At 43.7% G+C, this 16,372-nt stretch carries 12 protein-coding genes; 10 read left to right on the top strand and 2 right to left on the bottom strand.

Translation table 11 applies throughout. The features are described from left to right. Positions 1-26 precede the first annotated feature (26 nt). On the top strand, positions 27-2,459 hold the full coding sequence (locus PBAL39_RS20650; RefSeq protein WP_039867315.1) for a TonB-dependent receptor domain-containing protein: 2,433 nt from the start codon (positions 27-29) through the stop codon (positions 2,457-2,459). Between the two features lie 294 nt (positions 2,460-2,753). Here the strand turns inward: PBAL39_RS20650 and PBAL39_RS20645 are convergent, their stop codons facing one another. Continuing rightward, positions 2,754-4,376: an ABC transporter substrate-binding protein gene (locus PBAL39_RS20645; protein WP_008245204.1), complete on the bottom strand. Its 1,623-nt coding sequence runs from the start codon at positions 4,374-4,376 to the stop codon at positions 2,754-2,756. A gap of 54 nt (positions 4,377-4,430) precedes the next feature. On the opposite strand from PBAL39_RS20645, the gene PBAL39_RS20640 reads away from it, so the two are divergent. Next, positions 4,431-4,880, top strand: a complete 450-nt coding sequence (locus PBAL39_RS20640) for a hypothetical protein (RefSeq protein WP_008245203.1) — start codon at positions 4,431-4,433, stop codon at positions 4,878-4,880. On the opposite strand, the gene PBAL39_RS20635 is transcribed toward PBAL39_RS20640, so the two are convergent. Then, the gene (locus tag PBAL39_RS20635) at positions 4,877-5,398 is read right to left on the bottom strand and encodes an NADPH-dependent FMN reductase (protein ID WP_008245202.1); all 522 of its coding nucleotides are present in this window, start codon (positions 5,396-5,398) and stop codon (positions 4,877-4,879) included. The genes PBAL39_RS20640 and PBAL39_RS20635 overlap by 4 nt on opposite strands. Positions 5,399-5,580: 182 nt before the next feature. On the opposite strand from PBAL39_RS20635, the gene PBAL39_RS20630 reads away from it, so the two are divergent. From PBAL39_RS20630 to PBAL39_RS20595, 8 genes are all read left to right on the top strand, one after another. Next, complete coding sequence (locus PBAL39_RS20630) at positions 5,581-6,384, top strand: ParA family protein (protein ID WP_008245201.1); 804 nt, start codon at positions 5,581-5,583, stop codon at positions 6,382-6,384. A gap of 10 nt (positions 6,385-6,394) precedes the next feature. Continuing rightward, a complete protein-coding gene (locus PBAL39_RS20625; protein ID WP_008245199.1) occupies positions 6,395-7,324 on the top strand; it encodes a ParB/RepB/Spo0J family partition protein in 930 nt (309 codons plus the stop codon). Next, positions 7,324-7,956 carry a DUF5683 domain-containing protein gene (locus tag PBAL39_RS20620; RefSeq protein ID WP_008245197.1) on the top strand — a complete coding sequence of 211 codons (633 nt, stop codon included), beginning with the start codon at positions 7,324-7,326 and terminating at the stop codon, positions 7,954-7,956. Before PBAL39_RS20625 ends, PBAL39_RS20620 begins: the two co-directional genes overlap by 1 nt. Before the next feature lie 79 nt (positions 7,957-8,035). Then, a complete protein-coding gene (gene dapB / locus PBAL39_RS20615) occupies positions 8,036-8,776 on the top strand; it encodes a 4-hydroxy-tetrahydrodipicolinate reductase (RefSeq protein ID WP_008245196.1) in 741 nt (246 codons plus the stop codon). 6 nt (positions 8,777-8,782) lie between these two features. Next, positions 8,783-9,985, top strand: a complete 1,203-nt coding sequence (lepB, locus tag PBAL39_RS20610; protein WP_008245194.1) for a signal peptidase I — start codon at positions 8,783-8,785, stop codon at positions 9,983-9,985. 214 nt (positions 9,986-10,199) lie between these two features. Continuing rightward, positions 10,200-11,390 (top strand): ROK family transcriptional regulator, encoded by a 1,191-nt coding sequence (locus PBAL39_RS20605; RefSeq protein WP_039867312.1) that lies wholly within the window; start codon positions 10,200-10,202, stop codon positions 11,388-11,390. 84 nt (positions 11,391-11,474) lie between these two features. After that, entirely contained in the window at positions 11,475-14,741 is a 3,267-nt protein-coding gene (locus PBAL39_RS20600; protein ID WP_008245190.1) for a SusC/RagA family TonB-linked outer membrane protein, read from the top strand. A 27-nt stretch (positions 14,742-14,768) separates the two neighbouring features. Further along, positions 14,769-16,343 (top strand): SusD/RagB family nutrient-binding outer membrane lipoprotein, encoded by a 1,575-nt coding sequence (locus PBAL39_RS20595; RefSeq protein ID WP_008245188.1) that lies wholly within the window; start codon positions 14,769-14,771, stop codon positions 16,341-16,343. Positions 16,344-16,372: the final 29 nt, after the last annotated feature.

The raw sequence follows: 16,372 nt of genomic DNA, 5'->3' as shown, positions 1-16,372 counted from the left end.
CGACTAATTGATCAAATGAATTTGTGATGAGAAGACTACTACTATTTTTTATTGGCCTGTTATTGTTTAACGGAGCTAACGCTCAGTTTCCAATGATGGGTGGCACCGCGAAGAAGGTGGTGCCCGGACGGATCACCGCCTTGATCCTGGATTCGGTAACTAAAAAGCCGGTCGACTATGCGACGGTTTCCCTGATAAAAGTAAAAGACAGCAAGTCTGTCAACGGTGCCGTGTCTGACGAAAAGGGAAAGGTTAACCTATCGAATGTTACACCGGCGGCTTATCAGCTGTCCGTTGGTTTTATGGGTTACAAAACGAAGGTGCTGCCGGTAACGACAACCCCTGAGAAGCCAGACCTGAACCTGGGTACCATCTACCTATCGCCAACGTCAAGTAACCTGAAAGAGGTGGAGATCAGCGGACAAAAAGCCCTGATTGAAAATAAGGTAGACAAGCTGGTGTACAACGCGGAGCAAGACATTACCAATGCTGGTGGAGATGCTACGGATGTGATGCGTAAGGTGCCCATGTTGTCTGTCGATGTAGAAGGAAACCTGCAGATGAGGGGCAGTGCAGTGCGGGTACTCATCAATGGAAAACCCTCAGGTACCATGGCGAACAGCGTTGCAGATGCATTGAAGATGATTCCTGCTGAGCAGATCAAAAGTGTAGAAGTGATCACTAACCCATCAGCAAAATACGACGCTGAGGGCTCCGGAGGGATCATCAATATCATTACCAAAAAGAAATCAGCAGAAGGGGTCAGTGGAAGTGTCAATACCTCAGCGGGTACACGTTCTAATAACGGGGCTTTCAGCCTGAATGCCAAAACCGGGAGGCTTTCCGTCAATACAAGCCTTGGTGTGAACCACGCCTATCCTCAGAATTCCAATGTACTTTCTTTCAACAGTGCAACCATCAACGGCGTGACGAGAACCGTTACCCAGGATGGATTTTCAAAGTGGTCGCGTTTGGGCTATAATGGCAGCGCCGGATTGGATTATGATTTTAATAACTACAACAACATCAGCACGACGGTAAAGTATAACCGTTTCTCCAATGGCGGCCCTGGAAGTTCCAATGTGTTGGTCGACCAGCTGATGTCGCAGAACATCAGGGATATGGACATGAGCTTTAATAATGTCGACTGGAACGTCGACTACCGTAAAACCACTAAAAAAGAAGGTGAGGAGTTCAGTGTGTCGGCACAGCTTTCGTCCGGCAGGAACGGCAGTGATTTCAGCAACAGGCTGATTACGGAAGGTGTTCCGGATGTGCTCGTACTGGGCAACAATACCGGTAAAAACAATGAGTATACGCTGCAAACTGATTACGTATACCCGATCACAAAAAATACTACGCTGGAAACGGGTGCGAAGGGGATTTTCAGGAACATCATCAGCGACTACGATGAGTCGCTTCAGGATTTTGACTACGACCAGAACGTAGCGTCCGCTTATGGTGTTCTTGGGTTTAAGCTGACAAAAAAGATTACAGCGAAGGCTGGTGTCCGCGCGGAGTACACTAAAATCAATTGGTTGTCGGGCAGTGCTCAGAAATTCAGCAACGATTACTTCAACCTCTTCCCGAGTATGATCGTGTCGCAAGCCCTGAAAGGAGGAGGATCTCTAAAGTTAAGTTACAACAGGAGGATCCAACGTCCAAGTTTGTCCTACCTGAACCCTTTCGAGAATAAAAGCGACCAGTTCAATGTCAGTCAGGGTAACCCTGACCTGAATCCGGAGCTCAGCGACAATGTAGAGTTTGGTTATTCCACTTTCATCAAAGGTTCCATGATCAATGCTTCTGTTTTTTACAGGCGTACCAACGACATCATTGAGAGTGCGGTTATGCCAATCGCGAGCGATGCGACAACTGATGCACAGCGTTTCCTGACCAGCTATATCAACGTCGGCAGGAGTGAATCTTATGGAATGAACCTTTTTGGAACCTATAATCCTAAGCCTAAATGGACGCTGATGGCCAACATCGGCCTGAATACCTACGAAATCAACAATGCTGCAAATAACATCCAGACCGGAACGCTGCTGAACTACACGGCATTCATGCGCTCTGCATATGCTTTACCCGGCGGATGGAACACGGAGATCTGGGGGGTGATCAATTCGCCAAAACGTACCTTCCAGGGTAAGACAGACGCCATGTATTTCTATGGCGGTGCCGTAAAAAAGGAAATCTGGAAAAAGACTGCCACGGTGGGACTGAATGTGCTGAACCCATTCAATCGTGACCTGGTCATCAAGACGGAAAACAGGACCAGTAATTCCCTTCAGACGACCAACATCCACTACCCATTGCGTTCATTTGGCATCAACTTCAGCTACAAATTTGGAAAGCTGAAGTTCACCGCACCTAAAAAAGGAGTGAAAAATGATGACCTTAAAAAAGAAGAAGGGCAGATGGGCGGTGGTCTGCAACAGGAAAATCAGAATAAGTAAACCAGTAATGACCAGATCAATATATACCCTTGAACCATAAAAGAGCTTTCAGCAAAGAATTGGAAAGAGATCCGGAATAATCTGATCCGGATTTGATTTGCCTGTAAGATATCCTGGCAATTCTACTAAAATATAAATCAACCAGTGGTTAGGTCTTCAATAATCCTTCCCTTTGGATAGGTTGGCGCGGATAGGTTGGCGAAAAAAAACAGCTTGTGTTTTGAGGACATGCATCTTTCCTTCAAAGATTTGAGGACGAAAAATACAAGCTGTTTTTTATACATGACCGAAGCGCTATCGCTTTATTACCGTTTTCAGTATCATCAGATTCTGCGCATTCATCTGATAACCACTGATGTTATTTTGCGTCATGATGAGCGATTGGTCGTAGTAGAGTGGCACCATGTTGGCATGTTCGATCACCATCCTATCCATTTCCTGATATAGCAGGAAGCGTTTCTTCGCATCACTTTCATAATAGCTTTTTTCAAATAGACGGTCAAAGTCGGCATTGAAGTATCCCGTATAGTTTGGCCCATTGGGCACCTTATTGTGGGAGTAAAATACAGCAAGGTAATTTTCCGCATCCGGGTAATCGGCAATCCAGGAGCCCCTGAAGAAGTTCACTGCATTTTTGGACATCATATCTCGCAGGCTGGCATTGGGGCTCACATCGACTTTCGCATTGATCCCTACCGCATGGAGTTCACTTTGCACAAATTCAATGAGGTCTTTGTAGGTGGTGGAGGTGCTCAGGGTAATCTCGGGCATGTTTTTGCCGTTGGGAAAGCCGGCCTCGGCAAGGAGTTTTTCAGCTTTTTCGGGGTTGTAATGGTATCCTTTTACGGCGGTGCTGTCGAAGCCAGGCATCCCCAGGGGAACAAATCCAGCCGTTGCAGGCACACCGATGCTGTTGCGGAGGTATTTGATCAGCTTAGGCCTGTCGATGGCATAGTTGATCGCCTGACGTACTTTTTTGATCCTTAATGGAGAGTGTTTGACGATATCCTTTGTCGTGTCCACCAGGATGCCGATATATTCAGTACAGAGGTAAGGGCCTTTTCTGATCTGAAACTGGCCTTTATATTTGCTGGTGATCTTGCCGCTTTTCGTCAGGATGTCATCACGGTAGCTGCCGTCGGCCTTGTCAAAAAAGTCGAGTTCCTTTTTGAGGAAGTTCATGAAGGCACTTTGCTTGTCGCTGATGAAACTCACTTTTACAGCATCCAGGAATGGGAGCCGCTGGTTGACTTGTTTTTCCCAGTAATGTTCATTTTTGAGCAATACCAGGATTTCATCCTCTTTCCAGTAGCGGAATTTGAAGGGGCCTGTTCCTATAGGATGGCTGCGGAAGTCTTTTCCATAGTGTTCCACAACTTCCTCAGGGACCACGGAGCAGTACTGTGCGGCCAGCAGGTTGATAAAAGCGGGGAAAGGTTTAATCAGGGTGATCTGGAAAGTAGAGTCGTTGAGGGCTTTGAAGTTATGGATGTCCTTTACTTTGTCGGCGAAGATCCATCCTCCCGAAGAAGCCACCTTAGGATCTATCAGCCGGTAAAAGCTGTAGGTGAAGTCGGACGCGACTACCTTTCTGCCTTTGCCGTTTTTGAAGATAGGATCATCATGAAAGAAAACATCATTCCTCAGCTGGAAAGTATAGTGAAGGCCATCGTCGGAAACTTTCCAGGACTTCGCGATGCAGGGCACGCTGTTGAGGTTGCTGTCGATCTGTACAAGACCATTGAAGATCTGGTTGATCATCCACAGCGCATTCTGGTTTCTTGCAAATGCGGGATCCAGGGAGGTGAGGTTCTGATCAAGGTTGATGTTGAATACTTTTTTCGTTGCATCTGTATTGTTGTTGCCGCAGGAGAGGGCAGACAGCAGTAATAATCCGCAAAAAATGTTGGTGATCATATGACGCATCGGCGTAGGAATAGTATTTTTGCACAAATTAATAAATAAATCGATATGTCTTTTTTAAACGGGGTGATAAATAAACTGGAAGAGGGGGAGCAGACCGAAGAACTTCGGGACCGGCTGGAGATCATTCAGCATAAGATTAAGTTTATGGACAAGGTACCGGTAGCCTGTATGGACAGCGATAACCGATTAAATACTACGCTGGAGGAGTTCATCAACTTTGCCGGTGGGGTGCTGGAGGAAAATCCTTCACAGGCACGGGTGGTTATTTATTTTGAGCCGCAACGCAGTATGCTGGACCTGATGGGGTTGGTACCTGCGATGATGCAGTCGGAATGGCCCGCAGTGGAGTACAACCGTTTATACATCCTGGACGACCAGTCTGCAACAAGCGCCGAAGATTTGGTTGTGCTGGTAGAAGACATCGCTGAAATGTTGTATCCGGGATATTTTGTCTTCGGTAATGAAGGGAAAAACTGGATGAGCTTCGGGGTTTAGAAGCTGATGAATTTATCAATCTGCTCCTGACTGAACTTGAGGGTGTCTTCCTTAAAAAAGTCGCCATTTTCATCCAGTTCCGTTTTTATTGCTGGAACATGGATCCTGAGTGGCATGACATGAAGGTGCAGGTAACTGCATACGCCACCGAAATGATCGATGCCCCTGATGTTTCCGTATTTCCCTGAAGAGATCCCCACGAGGCAGGCTTTTTTATCGTAAAAACTTTCCGGAAAAAGACAGGCATCGATGAATGTTTTGAGTACTCCGGGGAAGCTTCCATTGTATTCCGGGATGATAAACAGGAACTTTTCCGAAGCAGTGATCATTTCCTGTACAGGTCTGAATTCAGCGCTTCTTTTTCCATATAAATCAGAGCTGATCAACTGATCAGGTAGGTCCTCCAGGTTGAGTAGGTTGGTTTGTAAACCTTTTTGAGCCAGCATCTTCTGATAATACTTTGCTACTTTCAGTGTATTGCTGCCAGGCCTGTTGGTGCCTGATATGATCGTTACCATCGAAAAATTGTTAATAAGATGTGTAAAACACTTATGCGCTATATGCCTTATGTGTCAAATTGTTTGTATCTTAGCTAATCCTTAAAATGTGCCAAAACAATACAAAAATAGCATTTTTTATAGACTTAATTCAAGTAAATAACAAGCCTTCAGTAAATAATTGGTAATTATTAAAAAGATAAATGAGTAAAATTATTGCATTGGCAAATCAAAAGGGTGGTGTAGGAAAAACTACTTCATCCATCAACTTAGCCGCAAGTTTAGCCGTACTGGAATACAGAACATTATTGGTTGACGCAGACCCTCAGGCCAACTCTACTTCTGGTATCGGCTTTGATCCGAGAAGTATCAAAAACAGCATCTATGAATGTATCATCAATGACATCGAGCCTACAGATGCGATTCAAAAAACAGAAACTCCCAACCTCGACCTGCTGCCGGCTCACATTGACCTGGTAGGTGCCGAGATTGAGATGATCAACCTGACCAACAGGGAATATAAGATGAAGGCTGTTCTTGAGAAAATCAAGGACCAGTACGACTTCATCATTATCGACTGCTCTCCATCATTGGGTTTAATTACGATCAATGCACTTACTGCTGCAGATTCAGTGATCATTCCTGTGCAGTGTGAATACTTCGCATTGGAAGGTCTGGGCAAGTTGCTGAATACAATTAAAATCGTTCAGAACCGTTTAAATACCGAGCTGGAGATTGAAGGGATTCTGCTGACGATGTATGACGTACGTCTGCGTCTTTCCAACCAGGTAGTGGAAGAGGTGAAGACACACTTCCAGGAGCTGGTGTTCGAGACGATCATTCAGCGGAATACCCGTTTAAGTGAGGCACCGAGTTATGGTGTTTCTGTCATCATGCACGATGCGAACTGTAAGGGAGCCATCAACTACCTGAACCTTGCGCGTGAGATTGTTCGTAAGAACGGCCTGGTGACTGAAGTAGAGGGTGTAAGTACAGCAATTATATAAAAATATTTTAATGACATCTTTTCAGCGAAAAACAGGTTTAGGTAAAGGGCTAAGTGCGCTTTTAGATGACAGCGATGCTGTAAATCCGCCAAAGAACAGTGGTGTTAATCCTGTAAGCGAAACACGTACCGAAAGGAACAATCCGGGTAATCCGATTGGGCACATCAGCATCAGTGATATTGAGACCAATCCTTTTCAGCCGCGTACGGAGTTTGATCAGGTTGCCCTTCTGGAGCTGGCAGAATCTATCAAGGTTCAGGGACTGATACAGCCAATTACTGTCAGACAGCAGTCTGGTAACAAATACCAGCTGATCTCGGGTGAGCGCAGGCTGAGGGCTTCGAAGCTGGCCGGACTTACTGAAATCCCTGCTTATATCCGCAGTGCGAATGATCAGCAGATGCTGGAGATGGCACTCATTGAGAACATCCAGCGTGAAAACCTGAATGCCATTGAGGTGGCCTTAAGCTTCCAGCGGATGCTTGATGAATGTAACCTGAAGCAGGAGCAGCTGGGCGAGCGTGTGGGTAAAAACAGGACGACGGTAACAAACTACCTTCGTTTGCTGAAGCTACCGCCGGCCATCCAGATCTCTATCCGCGACCAGAAGATTTCCATGGGACATGCGCGTGCGCTGATCAATGTGGAACAGGTAGAAAAACAACTTTTCATCCATCAGGAGATTATCGATAAGGGGCTGTCCGTAAGGAAAGTCGAAGAGCTGGTGCGCAGCATCAACAGCGTGGAGGTGAAGCCCAGCAGATTTGAAAGAACGCCAAAAGCTTTCTCCTTTGAGTATCAGAAACTGCAGAAAGACCTTGCTTCTAAGTTCGCCACGAAGGTGAAACTTAAAGTTGGTGAAAATGGTAAAGGGGCCATTGAGATCCCTTTTGTTTCTGAAGACGACCTGAGCAGAATCTTGGAATTATTGGATTGGTAATGTTAAGGGCTCTTGTCTTATCTGTATTGTTGCTGTTTGTAGGGTCGGCCGTTAAGTCACAGTCGCAGCCCGTATTGCGCAATAAAAAAGACAGCGTAGCACTCAACTCCAAGAAATTAGATACCGTCAAGCCCAAATACATCAACCAGGGTAAGGTTGCCGGCCGGCAGGCGATGTTCCGCTCTATGATCGTTCCCGGTTTGGGGCAATTCAGGAATGGCTTTAATGTTTACCGCGGTCTTAAGGTGGCCGGTTTGTATACCGGCGCTACTTTGTTGACTATCTCATTTATCGACAACAGCAAGAATTACAGAGAGGCCCTTTCTGATTTGCAGTACAGGCGTGAAAATCCCGGGCAAACAAAGCCTGGAAGTTTTTATGCACCTTATTCTGAGGCCGGGGTGATCCAGGCGAAGGATACTTTTAGAAGAAATAAGGATGTTGTCATCTTTTCTTTTATTGGCTTGTATCTCCTGAATGTCGTAGATGCTTACGTGGATACACGCCTGAAGTACTTTGATGTGGGCGATGTGGCCTTCAAGGTCAGTCCGACACTCATCGACATGAACACAAATACAATGTACGGGTTTGCCAGTCCGGCACCCGGATTTAAACTTTCACTTTCCTTTTAGGTCTGATGAGCATGCCTGTTTACAATGGAGCACGCGGATGCCTACAGGAAGACTTAATGAACAATAAAAAATATTTCAAATGAAAATAGCATTGCTTGGTTATGGCAAAATGGGTCAGATTATTGAGCGTTTTGCGCTTGAGAGAGGGCATGAGGTAGTTTTAAAAATTAATATTGACAATGCAGGAGATCTGACTAAGGGGAATCTTTCCAAGGCAGATATGGCCATCGACTTTAGTGCACCATCTGTTGCGCTTGATAATATATATGCTTGTTTTGATGCGAATGTGCCTGTTGTAGTTGGGACTACAGGATGGTATGGCGAACTGCAGCAAGTGAAAAATGACTGCCTGAACAGTAACAATACCCTCTTATACGGGTCAAACTTCAGTATAGGGGTGAATATCTTCTTTCACATCAACCAAGTGCTGGCGAAGTTGATGAACAACTTCCCGGCGTATGAGGTACAGGTGGAGGAGATCCACCATACACAAAAGCTGGATGCGCCAAGCGGAACGGCGATGACCCTGGCAGAAGGGATCATTGATGCGTTGGATGCCAAAAAGGAATGGATAAATGAGGTGGTGAGCGAACCCGCAAAAGAGGTGGTAAAGGCAGATCAGGTACTGATCGAATCATATCGTGTAGAGAACATACCAGGTACACATACCGTGGTCTACAGTTCTGAGGTGGATGATATTGAACTGAAACATACAGCCCACAGTCGCGCGGGATTTGCATTAGGTGCAGTTGTAGCAGCGGAGTGGCTGGAAAATAAACAAGGCTTTTATAATATAGCCGATATATTCAATTTTAAATAGGGAACTATGAATTTCAAATTCGGCCGAAAAAATAAGGCTACTGATCATGCGCCAAAGAAGAAAAAGACAAAAAGCCGTGAGTGGATCGATGCTATTCTTTTCGCGGTGATTGCAGCAACGATCATCAGGGTGTTTTTTATTGAAGCTTACACCATTCCTACGGGATCTATGGAGCGCTCTTTACTGATCGGTGATTTTCTCTTCGTCAGCAAGGTTAACTATGGCGCAAGGGTGCCAATGACGCCGGTTGCTTTTCCTTTTGCCCACCATACGATGCCAATTACAGGTACTAAAGCTTATTATGATGGAGTGCAATGGAAATATCGTCGCCTTCCCGGATTATCGGATATCAAAAGAAATGACGTGGTAGTTTTTAATTACCCACAAGGAGATACAGTAGCATTGGAATACCAGGATCAGGACTACTACCAGATGGTTAGGGCCATGGGATGGAAAGAGGTCAATTCGCAATACACCATTGTAAGCAGGCCTGTTGACAAACGTGAGAATTACATCAAACGTTGTATAGGTATTGCGGGCGACACCATCAGTATGATTGGGGGAACTGCTTATGTAAATGGCAAGCCTGAAAAACTTAAAAGCACCGGACAGGTAACTTATGATGTGACCTTTAAATCTACGGATGTAAACTTTGATGTCTTTAAGGAGATGGGCTTCAACATCGGCGATGAGATCAATCAGCAGACCCAGGACATCTATCAGTTTACCGGTACTGAGCCAATGATGAATGAGGTGAGTAAGCTGGATTTTGTGAAATCCGTAAAGCCAACCTTTGAGGTGAGTGCCAAACGTGATGCCGATATCTTTCCTTATGATCCAAACAGGAACTGGAACGTAGATAATTTTGGCCCGATCGTCATTCCTAAAAAAGGCTGGACGGTAAAGCTGGATAGTGTGACGATGCCACTTTATGAGAGAAGCATCCGTATTTATGAAGGAAATAAACTGGAGAAATCGGGTAATGGCTGGCTGATCAATGGCAAAGCCGCCGACAGCTATACCTTCAAAATGGACTATTACTGGATGATGGGTGACAACAGGCACCGTTCTGCAGATTCCCGTTACTGGGGCTTTGTGCCTGAAGATCACGTGGTCGGTAAAGCACTCTTCATTTGGATGAGTTACGATACAAATGGATCTTTCTTCAGCAAAATAAGATGGAATAGATTGCTTAAAGGAATAGAATAATATTCCAATATATGTCGGAACGGCTGGTGCTTTGGTGCATCAGCCGTTTTTTTTTGCATTTTTTATTTTGATGCTAATACCTTTTAGATGCACTTAAACCCAATAATTGTTGTAAAATAAATTATTAAGACGTCTATACTTAAAAAATAATTTAAAAAGTAGTGGTTATTTATGAAAAAATAAGATAAGTTTGATATGACTAAACCAACCAACCTTGACCGCCACACTGACTAAATATCATCGGCTTCGTAATGATGTCATCAGGCATTTGTATTATAACAAAATGCTTACGCTGACAGACTTGAGCAAGCTGACGCATAAGAGCCTTCCACTTGTGACTGGTATCGTGAATGATCTTGTTCAGGATGGGTATGTTGTCGAGCATGGCCTTGCTCCATCTACGGGCGGAAGACGTGCACTAACTTTTCTGCTGAACAAAGAGAAACAAAAATTTATAGTCGCTGTATCTGTTGATCAACTGATCACCACAGTGGTGATTTATGATATGTTGAACAATATTCAGGTGGAGCCGGCTAAAATTTATTTGAACCTTGCTGATGAGCAAACTTCAATGGCCCTTTTCATTAGTTTCATTACCGGATATATTGCTAAATCAGGAATTTCTGAGGAACAAATTTTAGGAATTGGTATCGGCATGCCAGGGGTAATCAATGCTAAGCTTGGTGTAAACCACACTTTCTTCAAAATCAAGAATGAAGGGAATCTGAAAAACTATTTGAGTGATGCATTGAAATTCCCTGTTTATATCGACAATGATTCCAGTCTGATTGCGCTTGCGGAGCTGAAATTCGGTGAAGGAAGAAATATGAAAGACGTGATGGTCGTGAATATCGGATGGGGCATTGGGTTAGGGATGATCATCAACGGCGACATCTTTCGGGGGCACAGTGGTTATGCCGGGGAGTTTAGCCATATTCCTTTGTCACAGAGTAATAAACTTTGTTCTTGCGGTAAAAGAGGCTGTCTGGAAGTAGATACTTCATTATTGGTTTTGGTGGAAAGAGCGAAGGCGGAAATTGCCGCCGGGATCAGCTCCAGACTTGAGCAGCTTTTCCTGGACGATAGTAAGTTGCCTGGGGAACATTTCCTGATCGCTGCGCGGGATGGAGATCCATTAGCGGTATCCATTCTTTCGGATGCGGCATTTTTAATAGGAAAGGGCTTATCGACACTGATCCATATTTTGAATCCGGAGTTGATTGTCCTGGGCGGACGTGGCGCAACAGCAGGGAAAATATTTATGGCGCCTATACAACATGCCATCAATGAATTTTGTATCCCCAGACTGGCGGATCATACCAAAATCTCAGTATCTGCAAGCGCCGAACGGTCAGAACTCCTGGGAGCAGCAATATTGGTCGTGGAAAATTGCCAGTTTAATTAATCGCATCATACCATATTATAAAATAGAATACTAACTAATCACAATATCCAAATAACCTAAATTCAAACAATTAATCTTATTCACATGAAACAGATTTACTTAAAGTGCATTGTAGGATTGTTATTCTCCCTGATAACATTCTCTGCTTTTGCACAAAAAACAGTTACGGGAACTGTGACGGACAAATCCGGGCAACCTGTACCTGGCGTCAGCGTCAAAGAAAAAGGTACCAGTAAAGGTACAACTACTGGCAGCAATGGTAAGTACTCCATCAGCGTTGCCGAAGGGGCAGTCCTTACCTTCAGTATGGTAGGATATACGCCTAAAAATGTTACTGTGGGAGCAGCATCTTCGTATAACGTCAGCATCGAAGAAAGTGCAGAATCCTTAAATGAAGTGGTGGTAACCTCACTGGGTATCAAGAGGGAAGCTAAATCATTGGGATATTCAGTCGCTACCGTAACTGCTAAGGAGATTACACAGGCAGGTACGACGAACTTTGGTTCTGCACTATATGGTAAGGCAGCCGGTGTTAAAGTAACTACCGCTCCCGGGGGTGCAAGTAGTGCGGTAAACATCCAGATCAGGGGTATCAACTCTTTAGGTTTTAACCGTCAACCACTCTACGTTGTAGATGGTGTCGTTATCCGTAATGATCAGCAAAACGGCCCTTCTGGTGTCAATAACAATGGTGGTTTAGGAAATGCAGGTGGTCAGGCAATTTGGGCAAATGATCGCATTGCGGGAAATGGTATGCTGGATATCAATCCTGCGGATATTGAAACATTCACCATTCTAAAAGGAGCTAGTGCAAGTGCTTTATATGGTTCCGATGCGGCTAGTGGTGTGATCGTTATTACTACAAAAAAAGGCACAAAAGATAGAGGTTTAGGTATCGATTTTAATTATTCAGGCTCGATCGAAAGGGCTGCATTTCTTCCGAAAATGCAAAACATATATGGCCCGGGTTACGATGCTGCCACAAGTACAGGGAACGGTGGTGATGCAGAGAGCTGGTTACCTTTGGCTTCAGCACCGGGTGGTGTAAGACCATGGTGGAGCGCTTATGCTCAATTCGGTCCTAAGTTTGATGGTAGAGATGTTTTATGGTGGGATGGTCAGATCAGACCTTATACAGCGCAAGAGAATAACTTTGCAGATGTTTTCGACCATGGATACAACTCAAACGCTAACTTGAGTATCTCTAACCAAACAGAGAAGATGAACTACCGTTTCTCTGCAACTCGCATGGATTATAAAGGTATTACACCTGGTAGTAAACAACAACGTAATACATTTAATATCAATAGTACGGTTAAGCTTGCAGATAATTTAACCGCAGATATCGTAGTGAATTACATGAATACAAGAACTCATAACCGTTCTGGATTGATGGGTAATGTTCTGGCTTCCAACAGTGGATTCTTCAACCGTGCGGAAGATATGGATATGCTGAAATCTGTTTACCAGAATTCTCAAGGTTACAAGTTCTCCAGATTTGGTACAGGAAGACCTGAGGCTTTTGCTTTCAACACCAACGCTGCTGGTATCATGGATTATTTCTGGAGCCAGTATAAAAACAGTTATGATGAAACGGAAAACAGGTTGCTTTCCAGTGCTACAGTCAACTATACCATCATCCCTAAACTAAAGTTGAGAGGTAGGATCGGTAATGACTTTACAGCTTTAGGAATCGAAGACAAACGTTATAACGAGTATTCGCTTGCGTATAACACTCCAGGAAGCAGCACTGGTTCGTACAGTACCAGAAAAGGAAATTATGCCATCACTTATGGAGATGCATTGTTAACTTATAATGATAAGATCACTTCTGATATTGATTTCTCATTAACGGGTGGATTTCAGTCAAGATCAGAGCGTTACGATGATCAATATGCAAGTACAGCTAATGGATTGATCAGTGAAAACTGGTTTTCTTTGAGAAACTCTGTTGGTGTACTTGACAATTCTTTGGGTGACAGAACTAAAAGACAGGAACTATTGAAATATGCTTATGTTGGAATTGCGAATATCTCATTCAAAAACTACTTGTTTTTAGAGGCTACAGGCCGTTCAGAATATTCATCATCATTGCCTCCTTCAAATAACAACTACCAGTATATGTCACTGAATTCTGGTTTTGTATTTAGTGATGCCTTCAAACTGCCTAAAGCAATTAGCTACGGTAAAGTAAGAGCTTCATATGGTATCGTAGGTAATGACGCGCCAGTTTATAGGGCAAACATTGCATACGAACAAACTCCTATCCAGACCGTTAATGGTTCTGTTCCTTCATTAACACTTCCAGGTCAGTATGGTAACTTATTGCTAAAGCCTGAGCGTAAATATGAGGTTGAATTTGGTGCAGAGATGAGGTTCTTGAACAACCGTTTAGGTTTTGATGCAAGTTATTATTCAAACTATATTGATGATCAGATTCTTAGTTTAACCACAGCTCCAACCACAGGTGCTGGCAGTCAGTTGGTGAACGTAGGTCGGATCTCAAACAAAGGTCTGGAGATCTCCCTGAATGGTACGCCAATTCAAACAGCTGACTTCAGCTGGAGAACCAGATTAAATTTCTCAAAAAATACTGCAAGGTTAGATTATCTGAACGGTACAGTTCCTGAACTGATTTTCTTTGAAGCTGATCAGAGTTCTGCCAAGATCAGTGCAAGACCAGGTGAATCACTGGGAAATATTTATGTACTTCCACGTGCAACAGATGATAACGGAAACTTCCTGATTGATGACGATGGATATTACACAATTGACAAGAATCCAGCAAACTTCAAAAAAGTCGGAAATATCATGCCTAAGGCTATTGGAGGTTTGACAAATACGTTTACCTACAAAAACTTCAGTCTTGATTTTACCGTAGACTATCGTTTCGGCGGACAGCTGGTATCTCCTCCATTGAAATACGGAACTGCTGCTGGTCTTTATGAAAGCACATTGGAATATAGAGACAATGGCATCACATTGCCTGGTGTGAATGTGAACACCGGTCTTCCAAATACGGTACAATTGGATGGTGAAGCATACTATTTCAATACTTTCCAGTGGGGTAATAATGGTGTAAATGAGATCGGAATGGTTTATGACAATAGCTTTATCAAGATGCGTGAAGCTGTGATAGGTTATACCGTCGACAACAAGTTTTCGAAGAAAATCGGAATGAACAACCTGCGCATCTCATTGATCGGAAGGAACCTGTTCTATTTCTGGAAAACAATTGAGAATCTTGATCCAGAATCTCCAACTGGTAACCAATGGTTCTCTCAGGGAGTTGACTTTGGTTCGACAGCTGCTACGAGAAGTTTCGGATTCTCTCTAAATGCTAATTTCTAAACGCTGCAACGCATAAAAAATAAAGAAATGAAAAACATAACTATAAAATCATTCGTTGTCCTTGGCTTGATTACTGCGGTTTTCAGCGGATGTAAGAAGTCGTTGGAAGACAAATTTCTGAACCCAGAGTTGTCAACAACTGCAAGTTTGCCAGGCTTTTTGACTGACATGATCAACAATGATCGTGTAAGACCTTCTTATTGGAACTTACGTACGTTTTTACTGATGCACTCATCAGTTTATTCTCAAACAGCGGCGTTTTCACCGTCTCCTGCCAGATATCAGCAACAAGATGGATATACCAATGATTATTGGAGAGATTTCTATTCTCCAGGTGTTCTTGGGATGTACAGAGCTATGGAACTGACATTCAATGCACTTCCTGAAGCTGAAAAACCATCGAAGCAAATTTATATGGAGGCGGCTAAGATTATCTTATATGATCAGGCAGCTCAAATGGTAGATTACTTCGGAGATATTCCTTTTTCTGAAGCAGGAAGTTTGCCGGCTACAAACACCATCACATTGCCTAAATTTGATGATCAGGAAGCACTTTATACATCGTTCATTGACGGGTTGGCAGGTGCTTCAACGTATTTCGCAACTGCTACTACTAATGCTGATTTCAATAAATCGGATATTCTGAACAGTGGAAGTGTAGATAAGTGGAGAAGATATGCGAACTCAGTGAGATTACGTTTGCTGATGCGTATATCTACTAAAAATGAAGCTGTAGCTCGTCCAGCAGTATTGGAAATGTTAAACAATCCTGCTAATTATCCTCTTGTGGATGGTAGCAATAACAGAGATTACGCACCACTTACCAGTGATATCCTGCTTAGACCGTTAACTACCAACACATCGACTTTAGCCGATGCCTACAGAGAGTTAAACCAGTATTTTGCACCAGATTATATGTTGAACACAGTAATGAACCCATCGAATGATCCAAGGATTCCTGTGCTTTTTGACAAATTCGGACGTACCACCAATAACGTTTTCATTCCTAATGCAACCTATAGGGCAATGCCGATCACATTCACTGATGCGCAGGTAACTGATCAGTATCAGGATTATGCAACCATTGACTCTGCTACGATTTGGATGAATATGAACTTGCCAGGATTGGTTGTTACTTCTTCTGAGGTGAACTTCCTGAAAGCTGAAGCACTGGAGCGTTGGGGATCTACTGCTGCTGCAAAAACAGCATACGAAACAGCTGTTGGCCAGTCTGTATCTTTCTACTACTATCTGAATAGCATCAGTACGCTTAAGAGAGAAGAAAAACCTCTTGCATCGGTAATCGACAACTTTATTGCGAATTCAACAATTGCCTATGCAGGTACAACTGCAAATAAGCTACGCTTGATCGGAACTCAGAAATGGTTACACTACGGTACACTGCAATCACAGCATGCCTGGTCAGAGTACAGACGCACAGGCATTCCTGCACTGACTTTTGTGCCTTCTACTTTGGCTGGCAATACGTTGCCTCCAACAAGATTGTTATATCCTTCGGTAGAGACTACGAATAACTCACAGAATTATCAGGCGGTACAAAGTAAAGATACACGTACAGCAAAAATCTTCTGGATGCCATAGTCATCTAAAAGATAGTATAAAAAAGACCG

This window comes from Pedobacter sp. BAL39 (genome assembly GCF_000170795.1).
In the GTDB taxonomy this organism is placed as follows: domain Bacteria; phylum Bacteroidota; class Bacteroidia; order Sphingobacteriales; family Sphingobacteriaceae; genus Pedobacter.
Note: the sequence above shows the minus strand (reverse complement) of the source record. Positions and strands in the feature narration are given on the sequence as shown.